We start from the raw sequence: 20,845 nt of genomic DNA on the forward strand, positions 1-20,845 counted from the left end.
TCTACTCACCTCCCCAACCCATTCGACGTATAATATCGGCTTGTTTCTTGCTGTCCGGTAAGCCTAAACTTAAATCTTTGTCAACCTGCCCGGGAACATCAGAACTTTGCATCAATGATGTAAGATCATCCTCTCCGACGGAAATATCAACTAAACCGCCGCGTCCTGCCTCGTCCTTATCCGGTGCAGGTTCCGGCAAAGCAGTCTTCTCAAAGGCTCTCAAGGTTCCTATAAGCAGAAGGAAAATTATCCCAAAAGAAACTCCCGCCCGAACAATGACATTAAAAATCTGTACTCCATTCAGCCAACTAAGTAAAGCAACAATCAGAGCAACTATAAGGGAAATGCGCATCAACCAGACCGTGAAATTCGGGTTGCTTTTCATGGTCACTAAACCACCTTTTCCCCATGATTAATGGTTCGAATGCGTAATTCCCCGGTTGCCACATCAAAATGGATCGTTCTGCCAAAACTTCCGCCAACATCAGCAACCAGCAGAGGAATTCTGTGTTTTTTCAATTCTTGTTCTACAGCTTCGGCATTGCGATCTCCGATCTTGAGAACAGGAGTTTTTCCCGGAAACGAAAACATCTGTGCGCCGCCGGCTATTTTAGCTTTAAGACGAGATTGGCTTGCTCCCATATCTAAGATTTGTCTCAACATTAGCTCCAGAGCAGTATCTGCATATTTCATCGGGTTCCCGCCTTGACTTCCTGTTGACGAAGGCAGCATAATATGAGCCATTCCACCCAATTTTAGAGCTTGGTCATAGACACAAATTCCGATGCAAGATCCTAATCCGGCAGTCATCAAAAGATCCGGAGATTTCGCAGTTTTATAATCAGCCATGCCGACAGTGATAATCCCACTCATAATCCCATTGCCCCTAATAATTTTTCCAAAGAACCTTCATCGGGCAGAAAGATGAATTGTCCTTCAATTTTTGGCAATCCGGAAAGCTGCGTATCTATAAACAATACCGTATCATCCAACGTCCCTTCCTCGAGAAAAATCGCGTCTAAAAGTGCCCCTATCATATCTACGGACAGTGCTGGCACTGAGGCTTGAAGAGGGATACCTGAAAACTCGGTTAGAGCAATCAGAAAAGAACTCACCAAGATGTTTCCAACCTCTTTTAAAGCCGACTGTGCCATCTCATCGCTGAAGAGATCCCTTTCTTCGCTGGTCCCGAAAAGAGCCTGAACGACAACCCCAGCACTTTCGACAGGGAAGAAAAAAACCGCTTTCCCGGGAGCAGCCCCTTCAACTTTGACATAGACAACCGCCTGAGGGGTGTCCAATTGTCCCACGATAGCCGTAATTTGTTCAAAGGGAACCGCCCAGACTTCTGGTACAGACATATCGATCCGTCGTTGTAAGAGGGTAGATAAGGCCGTAGCAGCATGGCCGGAACCAATATTTCCGATTTCACGCAAGGCATCCAGTTGGCACTGTGTGACTTCCATAGTTCTACATCAACCCTTTCTTTCGCATCTCTCTTTGTCGTTCAAAAACACAACGAATGATATGGTCTCTTTCTCGTTCTGAAAGATCGCTAAACTCGACAGTAACATCATAGCGCTTAGTTTCTTCGCTCTTCGCTGTCCGGCAAACACGGCCTGAAGTCTGAATTTCACCGTTAGGAAGACCTAAGAGAATATAAAGCAGTGCTTTATTCTCCACCGTCTCATCGGTAATGAAACGTACACCCCCGCCGCTTAGATCAACCATCGTACCTCTGGAAAGATCACTTAACCCTTCATCGGTCACAGTTCTGAAGGAAAGAGAAAAGGAGGCAGGTACTCGAACATAATTACGACGCTGAACCTTGGTAATGGAATCCGGGAATTTTAAAACGAGAAGCGGTATGGGAACCGCAATCCGCTGCATAATCTCTCCTTCAAACTCATAGGCTGAGAAATTATCCCAAAACGTGATAACAACCTTCGTCCCTTCTCGCAGGGGCACAACTTCGCCCTTTTCGTAAGGTACGCCTACTGTGAGAATTTTTTCTCCTACTTCCTCAATGCGGCTTCGATATTTTCCACAATATTCTCCATCATATACGACAAGATCAATAGCAAGACCGTGTGCAAGCTTCTCACTATATGACAAAATCATCCCCCCTTTAACTTATTGACTTGGCCTTACGAATGGGAACGAAGCAATTTACTCAAAAAACCCTTGATTCCCTCAACTTGACGAGGCGGATGATTGTTTGCCCCAATAATCGTACTGGCAATCCACTGTATGCAGCGATAGGCTGAGCTTTCAGGATAGCCGATTCCCAAAGGAACCTGCTGCATCACGGCTCGGCCCATTAAAGGATCATCATAAACCCAGCCCCAGGAATCAATCGATTCCTGGAGGAACCTATTCGCTGCAGTTTCCAGGCGCATAAAGGTGGCCTGTGCTTCACTTTCTGTTCGTACCCTGTTGGCAACAACATGCGTTGGTACCTTTATTGCTTCTTTATTCAAGGTTTTAAGTACACCGTAAGCATCAATCAAAGCCGTAGGTTCCGGCGTTGTCAGGAGGATAATCTCTTCAGCTCCTCTCAGAAAGTTGGTTACCGTGTGCCCAATCCCCGCTCCCGTATCTATAAGCAGCACATCAGCTAACCCCTCCAGCCGTCCAAGATTCGTTATTACATTAGCAATCTTGTCTCTTTCCATGTTGGCGAGGTCCTGGACTCCGGCTCCGCCCGGAATGATCATAATTCCCTGAGGACCCGGAAGGAGAATCTGCTCGATGGATTTTTCTCCGGCCAATAAATGTTCAATCGTATACTTAGCTGTAAGGCCAAACGAAATATCAACATTGGCAAGACCTAAATCTCCGTCAAGAATAATGACGCGTTTTCCGTATCCAGCTAAGGCTAAAGCAACGTTAACCGTGAAATTAGTTTTCCCTGCCCCTCCTTTGCCGCTGGTTACAGCAAGAACTCTCATTTTCGTTTGTTCGTGTTTTTCATTCGAGACCAACTTACGCAAGGCGCTAGCTTGATCATTCACAGCGCTTCTCCTCTCCAAACACAAAGCGTACCAACCGATTCGAGTTAGCAGCAACAATATCATCCGGGACATTTTGACCGTTTGTCAAATAGGCTGTCGGGAGTTTTGACTGATCCAGGAAATTCAAAATCATTCCAGGACTCTCGGTCTCATCGAGCTTCGTAAAAATAAAATGTGTCGACAAGTCTTTGAAACGTTGATAGATCTTTAACTGATCCGCAAGCTGTGTCGTCGCACTCATAACAAGCATTGTGTAATCAGGATTTGCCTTTTTCAAAAAAGCTCTCAATTCCGACATGTGCAAATCATGGTGGGGACTTCGACCTGCGGTATCAACAAATATTAAATCCTTATCCTTATGACGGTTCATGGCCACCTGAAGTTCAGAGGGTGTCATCACGACATCCACGGGCACTCCAATAATCTCACCAAAGGTTTTGATTTGCTCGACAGCTGCAACACGATAAGTATCTGCCGTGATCAAGGCAACATTCCGCTTATCAACAATACTAAAACCCGCCGCCAGTTTTCCAATCGTTGTTGTTTTGCCGACGCCTGTCGGACCAATGAGAGCAATGACCTGCGGTTTCTCCCTATCTGCCTGGATCGGACCCGTTGCTCCACAGATTTGTCTCATTTCTGCTTCAATCCGGGCGTATACCTGGCTGTCGTTTTCCCATTGGTTTTCCGGCAGAATTTGTTGTACATGTCCGATCAGGCGCATAATCAAAGCTTCACTGACTCCTCGGTTTTGGAGACGATCTGCCCATTTTTGCAGAACCGAAGGCCAAACCTTTTTTTCGCTTCCCAGAACCTCGATCTGCTGATTTAATTTTTCCAATAATATATGCATGGACTTTAAATCATTTTGCAAGGTTTCCTGTTGGCCTGGAGTATCTGAAACCGGAGGAACTTTGCTTGCTCTTTCCTCCTCGCGCTTAAATTCATATCTTGGAGTGTCCAGACTAAGAGCCGGTTTATCCTCGATAGCTGCCGTAATTTCAACCTTCATCGTGCCAAAGAAACCGAGAAAGCCTCCTTCGCGAAATTCGCGGGTCTGAAGAATGACGGCTTCTGATCCAAGTTCCCGTTTAACTTTCCCCATGGTTTCGGCAACGTTATCACCTACAAACCGCCTAACTCGCACGATCCATCCCCACCATTCCTATTGCTTGAACTTGTATACCTTGGACCAATTCGTTATATGAAAGTACAATGAGATGTGGAAGCTGCCGCTCAGTAACTCGTTTGATGTTAATTCTGACGAGCGGAGCACAAACCAACACGGGTGTAAGCCCTTTAAGCATAAATTTTTCCACCTCTCGCGAAAGATTTTGGGCAAAGACTTGTAATATCTTCGGATCAAGTGCTAAGAAAGAGCCATAATCTGAGGGCTGAATACTGTCGAGAATTTGCTGCTCGCTTTTCGGGTCCAATGTCAGGACAGACAAGGTTTTATCTTTGCCAACCAGGGGCTGCGTGATCTGACGCGCTAATCCCTGTCTTACATGTTCCGTCAGACGGTCAATATCTTTAGTTGTCTGGGCTTGATCGGCTAAGGTTTCTAAGATTGTAACCATATCACGAATGGAAACTCTTTCTCGCAATAGGTTCGCCAGGACTTTCTGAACTTGTCCCAGACTGAGCATGTCTGGAATGAGCTCTTCGACCACGGCAGGAGCTTGTTCCTTGGCATGATCGATAAGCGTTTTTACATCCTGGCGATTGAGAATCTCCCAGGCATTCGTCTTAATGACTTCCGTAAGATGGGTGGCTAAAACTGTCGGAGCATCAACAACCATCCAGCCCTTAAGCTCTGCCTGTTCGCGGAACATGGCATTGATCCATTTCGCTTCAAGTCCAAAGGCCGGATCCTTAGTCGGCGTTCCCGGAATAGCATCGTCATCCATCCCGCTGCTCATGGCCATATAATGATCGGCCTGGATCTCACCGGCAGCAATTTCCGCTCCCCTGATCTTAATGACGTATTGATTAGGCTGTAAGTTCATATTGTCGCGAACCCGAATCACCGGAACAATAAACCCAAGCTCGCTGGCTATTTGCCGGCGAATCAGCACGATTCTGTCCAGCAAATCTCCTCCCTGCTGAACATCAACTAAAGCAACCAGGGCATAGCCAAGTTCCAGTTCCATATGGTCAACCTGCAGAAGGTTCAGGACATTTTCCGGTTTTTTGCTCTCAGCAAGCTCCGATTCCCGGGCGGCAACAGTTTCCTTAACAACAGAAACCTTGGAATTTTTTCGGATTGCCAACCCGGCAAAAACCAAAAATGCTGCTACGGTAATCATGGGGATGGGCGGTAAGCCAAGGAGAGCTAAGGTTAACAAAACTCCGGCTGTAATAAAGAGCGTCTTAGGATTTTGAAACAACTGTTTGCTCAAATCCTGGCCTAAATTGTTTTCTGAGGCTGCCCGAGTCACAATAAGGCCTGTCGCTGTAGAGATTAACAACGCCGGTATCTGGGAAACCAGGCCGTCTCCGATGGTCAGAATCGTGTATTTGTTCAGGGCATCAAGCAAAGGCAGACCTTGCATGGCCACACCAATAATAAAACCTCCCAGGATATTAACAACCAAAATGATAATAGCAGCGATAGCATCCCCTTTTATAAACTTCGTCGAGCCATCCATAGCTCCATAGAAGTCAGCTTCCCGCTGAATACCTTTTCGTCGTTCACGGGCCTGCTGTTCGTTAATCATCCCGGCGTTAAGGTCTGCATCAATGGACATCTGCTTTCCGGGCATTGCATCCAAGGTAAAACGAGCAGCCACTTCCGAAACACGTTCAGCGCCTTTGGTGATAACAATAAATTGCACAATCACCAGAATAAAGAAGACGACAAAACCGACAACTGGGTTGCCGCGAATGACGAATTGTCCAAACTGCTGGATGACTTGTCCGGCATAACCGTCAAGAAGGACAAGGCGTGTTGTCGAGATATTTAAGGACAGCCGAAACAAGGTCATGGTCAATAATAAGGAAGGGAGAGCTGAAAACTCTAAAGGTTCCTTGGCAAAAAAGGCAATCATTAAAGTGAGGACTGATCCCGTAATATTGAGAGTAATTAACAGATCCAATAAGGCTGCCGGCAGGGGGATAACCATCATGACCACGATGCCTACCATCCCGATTGCTGCTATAACGTCCGTATTATTTAATAACCGGCGTTTCATCGATACGGCCAAAAAAGGTTCCTCCTTTAACGATTCATGATTGAAATAAAACTGTAAGGGGCTGCAATTTTATTTCAGTCATCCTTATGCTCGTTTCCTTTTCTTCAAACGATAAACAAAAGCCAGGACTTCGGCAACAGCCTTGTATAGTTCTTCCGGAATCCCCTGCCCAATCTCCACTTGAGCGTAGAGAGCCCGAGCTAAGGGTTTATTTTCCATAATTACAAGGCCATAGTCTTTGGCCAATTCCCGCATCCGCAAAGCGATTTCATCTTGCCCTTTGGCAACAACGTAAGGTGCGCTCTGCACCTGCAAATCATAGCGCAGGGCAACTGCAAAATGCGTCGGGTTGGTGATGACAACATCAGCCTTTTTCATATCCTGCATCATCCGGCTCAAAGCTAAAGCACGCTGTTTTCTCTTGATTTCCCTTTTGAGCTCTGGATTACCCTCGGTTTGCTTAAATTCTTGTTTCAATTCTTCATGGGACATACGTAATTGTTTTTCATGATCCCAGCGCTGATAAAGATAGTCCAAAATTGCTAAGCCGAAAAAGGCAATTGAGATTTTCCAACCGAGTTCCAGCAAAGCCTGACCTAAAAAAACCGCCCCCTGCCCCAGGTCCAGTTGCTGAAGAGCAGGATAGATCTGAAGTCTGTCACGAACACTTGCATATAAGAAATAGCCAATAAGAATTACTTTCGTCATTGATTTCGCTAATTCAACCCAAGCCTTGACGCCAAACATTCGTTTTGCGCCACCGATGGGACTTAAGCGGGAAATTTGCGGTTTCAGGGGTTCAAAGGTAAACAGAATCCCTACTTGAAGATAATTGGCTGCTAAAGCAACGACAAAGCCGGCAGCTAAAATTGGCCCCACGATTTGAATCCCAATCCACAGAAGGTTAACCATGAGGCTGGCAACAGAACTCGCAGTCCATTCGGATGAAAGGTTCAAAACATAGGGGAAGAGTTCCGCCATACGCTGCAGCATAACCGGAAGCCAGAACTTGAGAACCGCCACAATGCTTAAAAGCATAAAGGAAGATATAACTTCCTGACTCTTGAAAATCTGACCTTTTTTACGCGCTTCGCTGCGTCGTTTGGCAGTAGCCGGATGTTTTTTCTCACTCACTGCTTCCACCCCTGATAAAGATTCAAGAGCCAGGTCATGTCGGTATTGAAGAGATGAGAAACAGCTTCACCAAAAAAAGGTACGGTAAGTAATAAAATAATAAGTCCGAAGATGACCTTTACGGGAAAAACGACGGAAAAAATATTAAATTGGGGCACGGTTCTCATCAAAAGACCCACCCCGATATCTGAAACAACAAGGGCCCCTAACACTGGCAAAGCAATTTGTGCGGATAAAGAGAAGACATGGGCAACAAGCCCGACGTAATAAAGATAATCACTAGGCAGTTTTGACGGGTTAAGAGGGATATATGCATAACTCTTGACCATAGCAGCAATCAGATAATGGTGAGCATTCGTCGCTAATAAAAGCATCGTTACTAAAACCATTTGAAAGTTGCCCATCATAGGGCTTTGTGCCCCAAAAACCGGGTCTATGGCTGAAGCTACTGAAAAACCCATCTGAAAATCTATAAGCTGCCCTGCACCCTGAAATATTGCAGTTAGTAAATAAATAACATAGCCAATAACCAGTCCCACAAAAACTTCCTTAATAACAACTGCTACGTAAGGCAATAGTTCACTGGGAATTGCCGGATGGGTGGCCAAGATCAAAGGGTAGACAATCACTGTAAAACAACCTGCCAAACTGAGCTTTATAAGTGCCGGAACACCTCTGGCGCCAAATACTGGAGCCAAGATTATCATTCCAGCCCAACGAGAAAGAATCAGTAAAAATAAGGAGAGGTTCCATTGGAGAATCTGCGCTAGACTCAATTTCTTCCCTCCAGTGTCAGACGTAATTTTCAAGGCTCTATAAATTCCCAAATGAAGCCAGCTGATTCAGCAAATTTGTGGTAAAGGCTGTGATGACAGACAACATCCAGGGACCCAGCAGAAGAAGAACGGCAATTACCGCAATTACTTTAGGAATGAAGGAAAGGGTTTGTTCCTGGATTTGAGTCATAGACTGAAAGATGCTGACCAAAAGACCTACGATCAAGCTGGCGCCAAGGACAGGTCCGCCCACGAGAATCACTGTTCCGAGAGCTTCTTTGGCTAAATATAGCACTGTATTCTGACTCACATCACGTTCTCCTTTTCCTTATTTAAAACTGGTTACCAGGGACTGCACGACTAAATGCCAGCCATCCACGAGAACAAATAGGAGTATTTTAAAGGGCAAAGAGATCATCATCGGGGGCAGCATCATCATGCCGATAGACATGAGCGTACTGGAAACGATCATATCGATAACCATAAAGGGAATAAAGATGGCAAATCCCATTTGAAAGGCTGTTTTTAATTCGCTGATTACAAAAGCAGGAATGAGAACATAGGTCGGAATATCACGATAGGTTTTGGGACGCTCCATTTTAGCCAGTCCTACGAAAAGCTCCAGATCTTTTTCCCGAGTCTGCTTAAACATGAAATCTCTTAAGGGCTCCTCAGCTTTGGTTAAGGCTTCAGTTTGGGTAATCTGATTTTTCATATAGGGCTGAATGGCATTGGTATTAATCTGGTTCCAGGTCGGAGCCATAACAAAGAATGACAGGAATAAGGCCAATCCCACTAAAACCTGGTTGGGAGGGAGCTGCTGGGTTCCCAGGGCATTGCGGACAAAGGACAACACGATTACAATTCGTGTAAAGGAGGTCATCAGCATGAGAATTGACGGTGCCAATGTTAAGACCGTCAAGGCCATCAATAATTGCAGAGATGTCCCCATTTGCTGTGAGGTAGACGTTCCAAGATCCAAGGTAACTCCAGCCGCAAAAGCATTTTGCGGATTCGCCAACATCCCCATACCCAGAGCTAAACCCAAAGGAATTCCCCGCACGAACAATTTCCGAAGTCTGTTTGAAGAATGCATTATTTTTCGGCCTCCTCAAGCAAACGATCTAATTCTTCCGGAAAAATCCCCTTCCGGCGGAGATGTCTTCTGCGCCAAAGCTTTGCCAAATTCATAATCCAACCCTCAACTTTTTCAACTGGGCGTGAAGCAATCTCTTCCAAAATTTCTGCAGCAACCTCAGGATCATTAATCTCACTGAGCTTAAGGAGATGATGGTCAGATCCCCCCAAGACCTGTAATTGACCTGCAATTTCGACCAGGTATAAGCTTTGTTGTCCGCTTAAGACCTGGCGGTCAAGAACCCTGGCCCAGGGAGCATTGAGGCTTCGAATCTTCGCCTGGTTGAGACGTCGAATAATCCAAAGTGACACAAGCAAGATTAAGAGAAAAACCACAAACGTTCCTATAAGTCCCCACATGGAGGGGCTGGATTGTGCTACAGGCGTAATGCTGCCACTTGAAGGAAGCGGTTGGTCTTGGTTGAACATGACTATTTCAACGCCTTTGTGACAGCCTCAACGACACGATCAGCTTGAAAGGGCTTGACGACAAAATCTTTCGCCCCGGATTGAATAGCTTCAATGACCATAGATTGCTGGCCCATAGCACTGCACATAATGATCTTAGCCTTCGGATCCCGCTTAATGATTTCCTTAACTGCCTGAAGTCCATCCATTTCCGGCATTGTAATGTCCATAATTGTTAAATCCGGTTGCAGTTCCATATACTTTTCCACGGCAATAGCCCCATTTTCTGCCTCACCAGCTACGTTAACCCCATTCTTAGTCAAAATATCCTTCAACATCATACGCATAAAAGCAGCATCATCAACGATCATTACAGAACTCACACAATTTTCCTCCTTTATTCATTAAAAATCCATTAACTTTTTTACATTTTCCATCTTCATAAATTTGTTTTTATGGATAAAACATTTCTCCAGTATGCGTTAGCATCATCTTATAATACTCTTGCCTAAGATTTCAGCGAAATCCGTTCCGTCGGCTGAACAATATCAGTAATACGAATACCAAAGGTTTCATTGACGACAACCACTTCACATTTAGCGATCAGCTTACCATTGACAATCATATCTACTGCTTCCCCTGCCAAGCGATCAAGTTCGACCACTGACCCCGGACCCATTTCCAGGATCTCTTTAATTGTTTTTTTCGCACGGCCCAATTCGACGCTGATTTGTAAGGGCACATCGAGAATTAAATTAAGGTTTTCAGGCTGCTTCGACATGACACTGTGCTGCAGAGGTGCAAACTGAACCGGTTGAACCGGGGTCTGGTTTCTAGTTTGAGTATTAATTTGTCCACCCCCATAAGGCGGGTAGCCTCCCGGCGGATATGTGTCTTCATAAGACGACGATGGTGATGGCGGTGGTGACGACGGCGGAGCTTGATAGGATTCCTGGTTAGACATGCTCTGCAAGGGAGGTGCGGGTTGTGAGGCCGCTGCTGCCGCCGCACCGCCGCTCATGGCAGTCATTAACTTATTAACCATTCCTTGCGCAACGCTAAGAGGAATTACTTGAATCAAAGTACTGTCAATAACATCTTCAACGATCATCCGGAACGAAATCCGCACCAGGGGTTCATCAGGAATTAAGATATCATGGATGACATCTTTGTTCGCCGCCAAATCATTCAGCACTAAATCAGGTGGAGTAATATCGACGGTGGCTTTAAACATTGTCGACATGGAGGTGGCTGCAGACCCCATCATTTGATTCATAGCCTCTGAAATCCCACTAATCTGCAGGTCTGATAAGCCGGGGGTCGGATTTTTTCCGTCTCCGCCCATCATTAAGTCGACAATTACTGACCCATCTTGCTGAGAGAGAATCAAAAGGTTGGAACCCTCGATCCCCTCTTTATATTTGACATTACAAATCACAGATGGAACAGGATAATCTTTCATAATCTGTTCCGAATTTGTAATATCAACTTTCGGTGTAGTAATATCAACCTTTTTGCCTAAGAGCATTGATAACGTAGTCGCTGCGGTACCCATGGAGATGTTGGCGATTTCGCCAAGAGTATCCTTTTCCATTTCGTTTAAAGCGTCTTCAGGCGGCTTTGAGACAGAATTTGAATCGATATCTAAAGTCCCCTGCAGCAACGCGTTAATCTCTTCTTGAGAGAGAATCTCATTCCCCATCTTCTTCCCTTCCTTCCTCTATGACTTCAGTAATCTGAATGGCGAGATGGTCTCCGTTTAGTCCCGGATTAGACTTAAATTTCATGTACTTTCCAACATAGATTGGAAGCGGTTCCGCCACAACCTGCCGGAGAGGGATTACGTCCCCTACAGCTAATTCAAGAAGATCCCTCACAAGAATCTCAGAGTGGCCCAAAAATGCAACAACATCCACCTTGGCCCATTCGATTTTTTTACGAATAGCAGCAATTTGTTCCGGAGAGCTGACTTTAGCCTTGGTGGAGAAGAGGAAGTAGGTACTTAACTTTTCCAGGATAGGTTCAAGCACCAAATAGGGTAAACATACTTCAATCATACCAACTGTATCGCCAACAGTAACTTCAATGGTAACTAAGACAACCATTTCGTTAGGAGCAACGATTTGCACAAACTGTGGATTGGGCTCCATGGCAATGAATTGAGGTTTTAATTCATAAACTTCAGCCCAAGCCTCCTCGGTTAGATTGATCATATGGGTAAGACGGTGTTCGACAAGAGTCTTTTCGATTTCTGTTAAATCTCTGTTTTTTTCGACTGCCTGTCCTTGACCTCCCAGGATTCGATCCACAATGGTGAAAGCAAGTGAAGGACTTACTTCCATTAAAACAGTTCCCTCCAACGGTTCCAAGGTAAAAATCCCCATAACTGTCGGACTCGGTAAAGAACGTATGAATTCATCATAAGTGATTTGTTCAATGGAAAGAACTTTACTTTCAACGGCCGAATGCAAGTTTCCTGAAAGGTAGTTCGTAAGTGCGCGACAATAATTTTCATGAATGTTTTGGAGGGAATGAATCTGATCCTTTGAAAACTTATTCGGACGCTTAAAATCGTACACTCGAACCTTTTTCGTATTATCAGTTGTCCGCATCTCTTCAGCGCTCAATTGTCCATCTGACAGTGCACTTAACAAAGCATCAATTTCACTTTGGGATAAGACGTCTCCCATCGAATTCCCCCTCTCATAAAAGAATTGCACTAGTTATTGCTGATAAACTATTTTCTCAAATAAAACATCGGTAATTTTATCGTTTGCAACGTCATTAAGTTTCTTCAACAATTCTGTTTTTAACTTTGCCAGATTTTCAGGAGTTTGCACATCGGCAAGGGGTCTGTTCAATAATACCGAGTTGACTTTGTCATTTAAAATCGCAGTTTTAGCCTTGAGATCTGTCAATGCTTTATCGTCCACAACCTCCAACGAAATTGTCGTTCTAAGGATGGCACCACCTTGCAAATTGATTAACAACTCACCGAGAGATAGCAGCGGTCCGTCTTGTTTCGGCTGACTTACCTTGGCAGTACTTTGAGTTTTAAAGATCGTTTTCTGAGCTAGAATCGTCCCGCCTACACCGATTCCTGACCCCAAGATAACAGCTATAATGATGAAAATAAGGGTTTTTCGATTCATTAACTTGATCACTCCTCAATCATTGGAAACTGTTTACAATTGTGTCGAAACTCAATGATACGTTCAATCAGAACCTTGATACTCTCAGATACCACGTATTTATTTCCACCCGTCAACGTAATAACCGTATCCGGAGTTTCTTCCATCGTTTCTATCATGTCGCAATTTAAGGCAAAGACTTTGCCGTTTAAGCGCGTGACATAAATCATAGCTTCATCCTTCCGTTAGCACTGTAGAGAATGCTTTCTCTGCTGCCAGTGCAGAATCTGGCCTGTTTCATCGAGGATTTTTTGTTCCTTAAGTAATTCGTTCTGTAGAAATGCCTTAAGTTGTTTCTCTTTCAGGCGCCGGAATTTCTCTGCTTCTCGATGCGCCTCGATCAAAATAAGTCGTGTCTTCTCCACAATCTCTTCTTGTTCTAATTTCTCTGCTTCTCGGTTTTTAAGCCGACGTCGCTGTTCAAAAACGAAGTTCTGCCAAATAGCTAAATCTTCCGGTGAGTGCATTCCTGCACTCCTCTGACCCTCTAAAGCATTATTAAAGATGTCTCGCTGAGCTGCCAAGGCATCGACACAGGTTTGCCAGCGCTGCATCTCTTGCGCAAACTCCCGCTTAGCCATGTCTAGAAGTTGATCGGCAAGGCGTTGACTTGCCTCAAAACGAAAATGGAATCGGGCCACTTCCTTCACCCTTTCAGCCAATGTTTTGCCAATAATCACCTTCTCTTAGGCTTCAAAGCTCTTAATCTTGGGCATAAATTTTCTCGAGGTGCTGAAGCATATCATCAAATCCGCAGGTTTCACTGACATCTTGTCGGGCAAAGCCTTGAATCCGATCTATATGCGCCACAGCAGAATCAATTTTAGCATTGCTCCCTGAAGTGTACGCTCCAATATCAATCAAATCCTTAGCATCACGGTAAACTGCCAAATGTTCCCGCAATCGAGAGGCTAACTCCTTATGGAAGGGGCTGGCCACATCATTCATTACCCGGCTCACCGATTGTAAAATATCAATGGCAGGATAGTGATTTTGCATTGCCAATTCCCGGGTTAACACGATATGTCCGTCAAGAATTCCGCGCACAGAATCGGCAATAGGCTCATTATGATCGTCTCCGTCAACCAGCACCGTATAAATCCCCGTAATACTCCCCTTTTCTGCCATCCCGGATCGTTCTAATAATTTAGGCAGGAGCGCAAAGACTGAAGGGGGATATCCCCGAGTCGCGGGAGGTTCACCGACAGTAAGCCCCACTTCCCGCTGAGCCATGGCAAAGCGAGTTACAGAATCCATCATTAAGAGTACGTCCTTGCCTCGATCACGAAAATATTCTGCAACAGCTGTAGCAGTGAAGGCAGCTTTTAACCGGACTAAAGCCGGCTGATCCGACGTTGCAACGATAATTACGGATCGCGCCAAACCTTCAGGTCCTAAATCTTTTTCAATAAAATCCCGCAGTTCACGGCCACGTTCTCCTACCAGAGCAATCACATTAACATCGGCTGCAGTATTTCTGGCCATCATACCCAGCAAGGTACTTTTGCCTACTCCGGAACCTGCAAAAATTCCCATCCGCTGCCCGCGGCCAATAGTGAGCAGTCCATCAATAGTTCTGACGCCGACACTAAGTATATCTGTAATCCGCGGACGCAGAAGAGCGTTCGGCGGCTTATTCTGCAAAGGATATGGGGTTTCAGTCTTCAGCGGACGTCCATCAATGGGCTGCCCCAATCCATCGAGAATACGTCCCAAAAGTTCGGGACCCACAGGAACTGTCAGCCTTTGCCTTTGAGGGATCACGCGATCACCCGGAGCAATCCCTTCAAGTTCTCCTAAGGGCATAAGAAGAGCGGTTGAATCCCGAAAACCAACAACTTCAGCCGGGATCTCCTGTCCATTGTGGGTAAAGATATGGCAATATTCGCCGACACTAACTCTTGGTCCAGCTGACTCAATCATCAGGCCCACGATTTTGGAAACCCTTCCTTGAGCCGAGATCGGGTCAAGCTGCCCCACCTTTTGAGTCATTAAGGTCCAGGCTCCCATAGTTGAACTCCTCTCGTAAGGTGTGCTCTAATTTATCTAATTGGGCATTTAGTCGGGCATCAAAGATTCCTTCCTGACACTCCAGGAAACAATCACCTTGATTTAACGATTCATCGGCAATCCAAGGGCAAGGTAATTGATATCCCTGAAGCCAGCCGGCATCTTCTTTCGCTACATGAAGAATCCATCCTTGGCGTTCCTGTGGCAAGAGGGTGAGAGCTTGAATCGTGCTTAGCATTTTCTGGGGCTCGACAATCAAGGTCGATCTCACGATGCGTTCAGCAATTTTTATCGCCAGATGCAGCAGCTCTGCATCAACTTTAGCATATTCCTCTTGGACGGCATGCTGAGCCAACTGCAAGAGCATGTTTGCGTTTTGGGACAGACGGCTCCCCTCAGCCTGGCCTTCCGCCATCCCTGCTTGATACCCTTCTGCTTTGGCGGCTGGATAGACTTCAGCCCTCACTGACTGTATAACCTCAGAGCGTAAACGTTCCACCTCATTTTGGGCTTGGGAACGAACAGTCTCAGCTTCCGCCTCAGCTTGTTTCAGTATCACTTGAGCTTCAGCTTCTGCCTTAGCCTTGATCTCCTGAGCTTCCTTCTTTGCTTGGTCCAGTGATACCTTGATAGCCTCTTGCGTTTCAGGCGTAAGGGAAGACTCCGGAAGTTCATCCTCAGCCGAACTCTGGGCTGTCTGATCATCACCACTTAATTCTTTTAAAATAGGATCAGCATGGACTGCTTTCGGAGTCCATTTCACAAGATGTGGCGTAGATACCTCGACATCCCAACTTTTTACGATGCCTGCTTTAGTAAACAATTTCGTCTGCGCCTCCTCTTGAAATAACGATCGCGCCGCCCTCTTCCAGTTTGCGGATTACTTTGACGATACGCTGCTGAGCTTCTTCCACATCCCGCAGTCGAACCGGACCCATGAATTCCATATCTTCCCGCAGCATCTGTCCGGCCCTGGAGGACATATTGGCCATAACCTTTTCCACAACTTCGGGATTGCTCCCTTTCAGCGCCAAGCCCAAGTCCTTTGTATCTACTTCACGTAAGACCATTTGAATACCGCGATCATCAAGAGTGATAATATCTTCAAAGACAAACATTTGTCGTTTGATTTGTTCTGCTAACTCCGGATCGTCTTGTTCCAAAGCATCCATAACCACTTTAACCGTTCCGGGATCAGTCCGGTTAAGAACATCAACAATATTTTGGATCCCGCCGGAACTTGTATAATCGGTCGGGGCCAGACTGGAAATCTTCCGTTCCAGAACTTTCTCGATTTCTTTGAGCACGTCAGGGCTCGTCCGACCCATAATCGCAATTCTTTTCGCCACATCTGCCTGTCGTTCTTGGCTAAGGCTGGCCAGTAAGGTTGCTGCTTTATCGACAGGGAGATGGGTCATAATAAGGGCAATCGTCTGAGGGTGCTCACCTTGGATAAAGGAGAACAGTTGTTTCGGATCTGTCCGCCGCACCAAATCAAAGGGACGCATTTTCAGATTACTTGCCAGACGGCTGATAATCTCATTGGCCTTAGACTCCCCAAGGGCCCGTTCCAACACTTCCCGCGCGTAATCTACACCCCCGTGAGAAATATAATCATTTGCCAAACACATCTGGTGAAATTCTTCAATAACTTCATCCCTCTGTTCCGGCGTAATTTTACCCACATTAGACATTTCCAACGTCAATTTTTCAATTTCTAATTCATTAAGATTTTGCACTATTTTAGCAGAATTCTGTGAACCTAAAGAAATCATCAGAATTGCTGCTTTTTGGATTCCCGTTAAAGGCTGCGCTTGAGCCATTGTCATCTAACTCTCCTCTGCTAACCAGGTCTTAACAAGACGAGCGACTTCAGCCGGGTTATTCTGCGAATATTGTTCAACAGCCTCTTTCGTTTGTTGAATGAGGATCTCTTCCTCAGTTTTTACCTGTTTCTTTGCCATTTTGGCCTTCGCCTCTTGCTCCAGTAACTCTTGGGACATCATCAGTTCGGCATCAGCGAGAGTTACCGGCTGTTCACCATTCATACCCAACATTCTATCCGCACGGGCTTTCTTTGCTCGTCTGACCAGAAAGGCAATGAGTGCTGCTAAGCCAAGTAAAACACCGACCCCAATTTCGGCATAGGTCATCATTTGCTGCCGTTGTTGTGCGCTTGCCATGGCCTGTTTTGCTTGATCCAAATCAGAATTATTAAAGGGAAGGGCAGCAACTTGAATTTGATCTCCTCGAGTTAGATCAATCCCGGAGGCAGATGCCACGACCGTCTTGATTTGATTAAGTTGGTTCTGGGTAACGACTGAGGAATCCGCCATCACTGACACGGAAAGGCGTTTTATTGCCCCTGGACTCACCACTTGTTCTTCTTGGCTGGAATCAACTTGGTTATTAATTGTGTTCGTTGTTTTGGTCGAAGACGATACCCCCTGTGTCGCCGTTTGATAGGTAGGGGCTCCATTTGCCGTCACACCTGGTGTTCCGCCGGCCGCAGAACCGTTCGTAGTGTTTTCTGTAGAATTTTGCTGACTTACGACTGCGCCGGGGCCATAAGTTTGTTTGGTACGTTTGATTTGATCAAAATCCAAGACCGCATTGATCCTAACGATTGCCGCATTTGGACCCAGTACCCTATCCAGCATACTTTGAACAGATTTCCGTGTGTTTTCCTCCACGGTTTGTTCCAGCTGATACTGAGTTCCCGTGAGACGATTAGGATCATTGCTTTTACCAAGAACATCCGAGAGAACATTGCCTTGAGTATCCACAATGGTCACATTAGCCGTCTGCAGTCCTTCAACTGATCCTGCAATAAGATTAGCGATCGCACGAACTTGATCATCGCTCAGTTTATTTCCCGGAGCGATTTTAAGAGTTACCGATGCGGTCGCCGCTTTTTGATTATCGGCAAAGAGTGAGTCATCAGGCATGACTAATTGAACTCGAGCATCTTGTACACCATTCAGAATTTTTAAGGTAGTCTCTAATTCATTTTGTAAGCCAAGGGTGTAGCGCAATTTGCGGTCGGCATCAGTTTCACCGAGGTGCATTGTGTCCAAATAATCAAAACTAAATTTGCTGTTTTGGGGAAGTCCGGCGTTAGCCAGTTCTAAGCGGACGTCTGCAGCTGACTGTTGAGGAACCATAATTGTGGAGCCGTTATCAGCTAATTGGTAATTAACTTTCAAGTCTTTAAGCTTCGTCGTTATCGCTCCGGCATCCGTGTCGCTAAGTTTTGTAAAAATAGCTACATATTGCGGACGGCTCGCCCACGCAAGTAAGGACACCAGCGCAATCAAGACCAAAAGAGGAGCAACAACCGTAATTACTTTCTGTGGCCGAGAAAGCTTATCCCAAAAATTCTTTACCGAGGCCTTAATCCCGGCCCAAGAATAATCCATTCTTCACACTCCTTTCCTTAAAATTAAAAAATATAAAAATATTTCCCCAAAGACCCACCAAAAGCAATAATTCCATACGTATTAATAAATAAGAGCATTATTTTTTACATTTGCATTTGCATAATTTGGTGGTAGGCGTCAAGGACTTTATCACGGACTTGAACGGTCAAAGATAAGGACAGATTGGCTTTTTCCAAGGCCACCATGGCTGTCGACACGTCTTGGATCTGACCTGACGCTAGCTGCAGGCTGGCTTTGTCTGCATTGTCCTGGAGAGCATTGACCTGTCCTAAAGCATCGTTTAAAAACTTGGCAAAATCCGTTCCCGCCTTTTGAGCCCCATCTCCTAAAGGAAGAGCGGTTTTATTCTCAGTACTTGCCGAAGAAATCGGATTCAGGATTCCTGGCGACGAAATAGGTGCTATAGAAATGCTCATTTAATCTTACCCCTTTCCAATTTCTAAGGCTTTAGAAGCCATTGACTTACTGACATTAAGAGCAGTAACGTTTGCTTCATAGGCCCTGGAGGCTGAGATCATGTCCACCATTTCTGTTACAATATTTACATTTGGCTCTCGTACATATCCTACAGGGATTCCGGGTTCAGCCACTTTAGCAGCGTCAGGCGAATCCGGGTTGTACTCTAAACGAAAGGGGGCTTCTGTATCCGGAACGCTGTTAATATTGGAGACCTCTACTCCATTGCCAACATTTTGCCCGCCCATTGTTTCTCCAAGCACATCAGAAAACGATGCTGCCGGGGAACGCGGGACAAACACAGCCACTTCCCGCTGATAGGGTATAGGGTTTCCGGCAGGAGTCAGCTGTCCCGTTCGAGTTGTATTAATGTTGGCTATGTTACTGGAAATCAAATCCATGCGCAAGCGTTGAGCAGTTAGCCCGGAAGAGCTGATATCCATCGAACCAAATAGACTCATTTCCTTACCCCCTTTTCATAACGCACTCCACAATTGATCGTCCGATCTCACCAAGCGGTACGATTCGATCAGCTAAGCCGGCTTCAACAACAGACCTGGGCATACCATAAACGACACAAGTCTCCTCAGATTCTGCAATAGAAAATCCTTCTGAGGCCTTAACTTCTTTCATTCCCTTAGTCCCATCATTGCCCATACCGGTCATGATGACCCCCAAAGTCCCTTTACCTACAGACTTTGCCAGAGAAAGCAGCATAACATCCACTGAGGGATGATAAAGTGTAGGGATCGGAGCTTCATCTCCGATGTTAAGAACAAGCTGCCCCGACTTACGCTGAACTTGCATTTGCTTCCCAGCCGGTGCAACATAAATTGTACCGGCTTTAAGAGTTTCCCCGTGAATGCCTTCCCTAACATTTAATGGGCAAAGTCCGTTTAAGCGTTGGGCGAGAGGCCCAGTGAAACCTGCAGGCATATGTTGGGCTACAAGTACAGGTACCGGAAAATTAGCGGGCAGAGAAGGAAGGACCGTTTGTAAAGCTGACGGCCCCCCCGTGGAGGTTCCAATCGCCACAATCTCAACCCCATGCTTAGGCAAAGAGGAACTTTTTCCCATGCCAACTGAACGGGGAGCTTGCCCCCTTGCCGGAAGAATACCCGATTGAAGGATGGCCGAAGATTCAACCTTTCTTCCAGGCGTTTGATTAACAGGCCCTTTGTACCCAGAAACTCCGGAACTAATAGTTAATCCCTTCCGTCCAAGACGAGAAGGATTAACACCGGCGGCTGCCAATACTTTTTCAATTAAATCACGCGACAGTGCCTGGAGATCATTTCCTTGTGTCCCTGTCGGCTTAGCAACGACATCCACGGCCCCTAAATCCAGAGCCTTTAAGGTTGCTTGTGCTCCCTCTGTTGTCAGAGAACTTAAAATGATTATCGGCGTCGGCTGCCAGCGCATAACCTCGTCTAAAGCCTGGAGGCCATCCATTACAGGCATCTCGACATCCATGGTGACTACCTGTGGACGAAGGGACTGGATTTTCAAAACTCCTTCACGCCCATCTCGTGCAGTATCTAAAACCTTAATATTTGGGCTTTGATTAAGGATTTTTTGTAAGGTCAAACGCATGAATGGCGAATCATCAACGATCAGCACCCCAACGGATGTATTTGGCCTTTCACTCATATTAATCCCCGCCCATAATTTGGTCGAGTTCTAAGAGGATGAGTAAGCGCTCACCAGTTTTCCCAACTCCGCGAATGAATTGGGAATCGACACCTACCGCTATCGGCGGCGGGGGTTCAATACTGTCGCTATCTAAATGTAAAACTTCCGTTACGGCATCCACACGAATTCCGAAGACTTTAGATTGTACTTGGACCACAATAATTCGGCTAAGATCCGTTTCTTCTGCACGAGCCATGCCGAAACGAGTGGACAGGCTCACGACCGGGATCACATTCCCCCGTAAATTTATGACGCCTTCCACATAGACCGGGGCATTAGGCACCCGCGTAATCGGTGGAATTCGAATAATCTCCTGAACGCGCATAATGTCAACGCCAAATTCTTCAGAACCCAAACTAAATGTTACCAATTGTTCTTCAGCCATGCTTTTCT

General features: G+C 45.8%; 26 protein-coding genes. All 26 read right to left on the bottom strand.

Annotation, left to right across the window (positions count from 1 at the left end; translation table 11 throughout):
• Nucleotide 1: 1 nt before the first annotated feature.
• Nucleotides 2-385: a hypothetical protein gene (locus B5Y67_RS22320; RefSeq protein WP_088228591.1), complete on the bottom strand. Its 384-nt coding sequence runs from the start codon at nt 383-385 to the stop codon at nt 2-4.
• Between the two features lie 5 nt (nt 386-390).
• Entirely contained in the window at nt 391-873 is a 483-nt protein-coding gene (locus tag B5Y67_RS22325; RefSeq protein WP_088228592.1) for a chemotaxis protein CheD, read from the bottom strand.
• Nucleotides 870-1,466 carry a chemotaxis protein CheC gene (locus B5Y67_RS22330; RefSeq protein WP_088228593.1) on the bottom strand — a complete coding sequence of 199 codons (597 nt, stop codon included), beginning with the start codon at nt 1,464-1,466 and terminating at the stop codon, nt 870-872. Before B5Y67_RS22330 ends, B5Y67_RS22325 begins: the two co-directional genes overlap by 4 nt.
• A gap of 4 nt (nt 1,467-1,470) precedes the next feature.
• A complete protein-coding gene (locus B5Y67_RS22335; protein ID WP_088228594.1) occupies nt 1,471-2,115 on the bottom strand; it encodes a flagellar brake domain-containing protein in 645 nt (214 codons plus the stop codon).
• 32 nt (nt 2,116-2,147) lie between these two features.
• Nucleotides 2,148-3,014: a MinD/ParA family protein gene (locus tag B5Y67_RS22340; RefSeq protein WP_170932776.1), complete on the bottom strand. Its 867-nt coding sequence runs from the start codon at nt 3,012-3,014 to the stop codon at nt 2,148-2,150.
• Nucleotides 3,007-4,161: a flagellar biosynthesis protein FlhF gene (flhF, locus tag B5Y67_RS22345; RefSeq protein WP_088228596.1), complete on the bottom strand. Its 1,155-nt coding sequence runs from the start codon at nt 4,159-4,161 to the stop codon at nt 3,007-3,009. The genes B5Y67_RS22340 and flhF overlap by 8 nt, the downstream gene beginning before the upstream one ends.
• Nucleotides 4,151-6,220: a flagellar biosynthesis protein FlhA gene (gene flhA / locus B5Y67_RS22350; RefSeq protein WP_088228597.1), complete on the bottom strand. Its 2,070-nt coding sequence runs from the start codon at nt 6,218-6,220 to the stop codon at nt 4,151-4,153. The genes flhF and flhA overlap by 11 nt, the downstream gene beginning before the upstream one ends.
• A 72-nt stretch (nt 6,221-6,292) precedes the next feature.
• Entirely contained in the window at nt 6,293-7,342 is a 1,050-nt protein-coding gene (gene flhB / locus B5Y67_RS22355) for a flagellar biosynthesis protein FlhB (protein ID WP_088228598.1), read from the bottom strand.
• Nucleotides 7,339-8,118 (bottom strand): flagellar biosynthetic protein FliR, encoded by a 780-nt coding sequence (gene fliR, locus B5Y67_RS22360; protein ID WP_088228599.1) that lies wholly within the window; start codon nt 8,116-8,118, stop codon nt 7,339-7,341. Before fliR ends, flhB begins: the two co-directional genes overlap by 4 nt.
• A 37-nt stretch (nt 8,119-8,155) precedes the next feature.
• Nucleotides 8,156-8,428 (bottom strand): flagellar biosynthesis protein FliQ, encoded by a 273-nt coding sequence (fliQ, locus tag B5Y67_RS22365; protein WP_088228600.1) that lies wholly within the window; start codon nt 8,426-8,428, stop codon nt 8,156-8,158.
• An 18-nt stretch (nt 8,429-8,446) separates the two neighbouring features.
• Nucleotides 8,447-9,148 (bottom strand): flagellar type III secretion system pore protein FliP, encoded by a 702-nt coding sequence (gene fliP, locus B5Y67_RS22370; protein ID WP_242976110.1) that lies wholly within the window; start codon nt 9,146-9,148, stop codon nt 8,447-8,449.
• 65 nt (nt 9,149-9,213) lie between these two features.
• The gene (locus tag B5Y67_RS22375; protein WP_088228602.1) at nt 9,214-9,684 is read right to left on the bottom strand and encodes a flagellar biosynthetic protein FliO; all 471 of its coding nucleotides are present in this window, start codon (nt 9,682-9,684) and stop codon (nt 9,214-9,216) included.
• A gap of 2 nt (nt 9,685-9,686) precedes the next feature.
• On the bottom strand, nt 9,687-10,034 hold the full coding sequence (locus B5Y67_RS22380; protein ID WP_088229048.1) for a response regulator: 348 nt from the start codon (nt 10,032-10,034) through the stop codon (nt 9,687-9,689).
• 137 nt (nt 10,035-10,171) lie between these two features.
• Nucleotides 10,172-11,365 (bottom strand): flagellar motor switch phosphatase FliY, encoded by a 1,194-nt coding sequence (gene fliY / locus B5Y67_RS22385; protein ID WP_088228603.1) that lies wholly within the window; start codon nt 11,363-11,365, stop codon nt 10,172-10,174.
• On the bottom strand, nt 11,355-12,353 hold the full coding sequence (gene fliM / locus B5Y67_RS22390; RefSeq protein ID WP_088228604.1) for a flagellar motor switch protein FliM: 999 nt from the start codon (nt 12,351-12,353) through the stop codon (nt 11,355-11,357). The genes fliY and fliM overlap by 11 nt, the downstream gene beginning before the upstream one ends.
• A gap of 33 nt (nt 12,354-12,386) precedes the next feature.
• The gene (locus B5Y67_RS22395; protein WP_088228605.1) at nt 12,387-12,815 is read right to left on the bottom strand and encodes a flagellar basal body-associated FliL family protein; all 429 of its coding nucleotides are present in this window, start codon (nt 12,813-12,815) and stop codon (nt 12,387-12,389) included.
• 8 nt (nt 12,816-12,823) lie between these two features.
• The gene (locus tag B5Y67_RS22400) at nt 12,824-13,024 is read right to left on the bottom strand and encodes a flagellar FlbD family protein (RefSeq protein ID WP_088228606.1); all 201 of its coding nucleotides are present in this window, start codon (nt 13,022-13,024) and stop codon (nt 12,824-12,826) included.
• Nucleotides 13,025-13,039: 15 nt separating this feature from the next.
• Nucleotides 13,040-13,495, bottom strand: a complete 456-nt coding sequence (locus tag B5Y67_RS22405) for a flagellar FliJ family protein (RefSeq protein ID WP_088229049.1) — start codon at nt 13,493-13,495, stop codon at nt 13,040-13,042.
• Nucleotides 13,496-13,556: 61 nt separating this feature from the next.
• Entirely contained in the window at nt 13,557-14,864 is a 1,308-nt protein-coding gene (fliI, locus tag B5Y67_RS22410) for a flagellar protein export ATPase FliI (protein ID WP_088228607.1), read from the bottom strand.
• Nucleotides 14,821-15,687, bottom strand: a complete 867-nt coding sequence (locus tag B5Y67_RS22415; RefSeq protein ID WP_088228608.1) for a FliH/SctL family protein — start codon at nt 15,685-15,687, stop codon at nt 14,821-14,823. Before B5Y67_RS22415 ends, fliI begins: the two co-directional genes overlap by 44 nt.
• A complete protein-coding gene (gene fliG / locus B5Y67_RS22420; protein ID WP_088229050.1) occupies nt 15,677-16,687 on the bottom strand; it encodes a flagellar motor switch protein FliG in 1,011 nt (336 codons plus the stop codon). Before fliG ends, B5Y67_RS22415 begins: the two co-directional genes overlap by 11 nt.
• 6 nt (nt 16,688-16,693) lie before the next feature.
• Nucleotides 16,694-18,283: a flagellar basal-body MS-ring/collar protein FliF gene (fliF, locus tag B5Y67_RS22425; protein ID WP_088228609.1), complete on the bottom strand. Its 1,590-nt coding sequence runs from the start codon at nt 18,281-18,283 to the stop codon at nt 16,694-16,696.
• A 104-nt stretch (nt 18,284-18,387) separates the two neighbouring features.
• Entirely contained in the window at nt 18,388-18,720 is a 333-nt protein-coding gene (gene fliE, locus B5Y67_RS22430) for a flagellar hook-basal body complex protein FliE (protein ID WP_088228610.1), read from the bottom strand.
• 6 nt (nt 18,721-18,726) lie between these two features.
• Nucleotides 18,727-19,221, bottom strand: a complete 495-nt coding sequence (flgC, locus tag B5Y67_RS22435; protein WP_088228611.1) for a flagellar basal body rod protein FlgC — start codon at nt 19,219-19,221, stop codon at nt 18,727-18,729.
• Nucleotides 19,222-19,225: 4 nt separating this feature from the next.
• Nucleotides 19,226-20,410: a chemotaxis response regulator protein-glutamate methylesterase gene (locus tag B5Y67_RS22440; protein ID WP_088228612.1), complete on the bottom strand. Its 1,185-nt coding sequence runs from the start codon at nt 20,408-20,410 to the stop codon at nt 19,226-19,228.
• Nucleotide 20,411: 1 nt separating this feature from the next.
• Nucleotides 20,412-20,837, bottom strand: coding sequence for a chemotaxis protein CheW (locus B5Y67_RS22445; protein WP_088228613.1), 426 nt, complete (start codon nt 20,835-20,837; stop codon nt 20,412-20,414).
• Nucleotides 20,838-20,845 lie beyond the last annotated feature (8 nt).

The organism is Desulfosporosinus sp. FKB (genome assembly GCF_002196705.1).
Taxonomy (GTDB): domain Bacteria; phylum Bacillota; class Desulfitobacteriia; order Desulfitobacteriales; family Desulfitobacteriaceae; genus Desulfosporosinus.